1 protein-coding gene is annotated in these 1,174 nt (G+C 48.7%); it reads left to right on the top strand.

What is annotated here, in order from left to right; translation table 11 throughout:
- Window positions 1-1,173 (top strand): putative Ig domain-containing protein (locus CSEC_RS13290; protein WP_237559251.1); only part of this gene is annotated, 1,173 nt, incomplete at its 5' end.
- Window position 1,174: the final 1 nt, after the last annotated feature.

Genomic DNA, 1,174 nt, shown 5'->3' with positions numbered 1-1,174 from the left:
GGCATTTTAGCGCCCATACCAAACGCCTTTATAACCGATTTCGGTCCGTATTCAATTGATACGGCCCAATATTTTTCTAACACTGAGAACGCTGTGTTTTCAGCGACGGGTCTGCCTCCCGGCACAACTATCGACCCTGAAACCGGCGTCATTAACGGCGTTTATATTCAGGTAAGCGAAATTTTCTTAGTGACTGTGATTGTGCAAAACGGGTGCGGACTTGTAGCTCAATCATTTACAATTTCATTTAATCCTGAATGCCCGGGCGGTGTCCCAACTTCAGTCCCTATCCCTGATTTTTCAACGACAGCTCCCGGAGCTTATGTCTACGACGTATCAACATTCTTTACAAACCCTGTCGGCGCCTCGCCTCTTGTATTTTCAGCTGTCGGCTTGCCAATCGGAAGCTCTATTGATCCGATCGGAGGTGTGATTACAGGCATTAACTTGCAAGAAGGAATAGTCACTATTGTGACAGTGACAGCCGAGAACACTTGCGGATCTACAAGCCAGCCTTTTACACTTAGCTTGCTGTGTCCGGGAGCCCCCACATCCACCCCTATTCCTGACTTAACAACAGATGCGCCGGGCCTTGTGGTCTATGATGTCTCTCCATTCTTTACAAATACCGTGGGCGCATCGCCTATTGTATTTAGCGCGACAGGCTTGCCTTTAGGCTTCTCTATTGACCCTGTGACAGGTGTGATTTCAGGAATTAACCCTGAAGATGATTCCTCAAACTTAGTAACGGTTACCGCGACCAACAACTGCGGCGAGACAAGCCAAAGCTTCACGCTTACCCTTAATTGTCCGGGAGCCCCCACATCAACCCTTATTCCGGACTTAACAACGGATGCCCCGGGCCTTGTGGTCTATGATGTCTCTCCTTTCTTTACAAATACCGTGGGCGCATCGCCTATTGTATTTAGCGCGACAGGCTTACCTTTAGGCTTCTCTATTGATCCTGTGACAGGTGTGATTTCAGGAATTAACCCTCAAGATGATTCCTCAAGCTTAGTAACAGTTACTGCGACCAACAACTGCGGCGAGACAAGCCAAAGCTTCACGCTTACCCTTAATTGTCCGGGAGCCCCCACATCATTGTCCGGGAGCGCCCACATCAACCCCTATTCCGGACTTTACAACAAATACTCCGGGCCTTGTGGTCTATGAT

Origin of the sequence: Criblamydia sequanensis CRIB-18 (assembly GCF_000750955.1) — a bacterium.
Classification (GTDB): Bacteria; Chlamydiota; Chlamydiia; order Chlamydiales; family Criblamydiaceae; genus Criblamydia; species Criblamydia sequanensis.
This window is presented reverse-complemented; position numbering and strand designations above follow the sequence as displayed.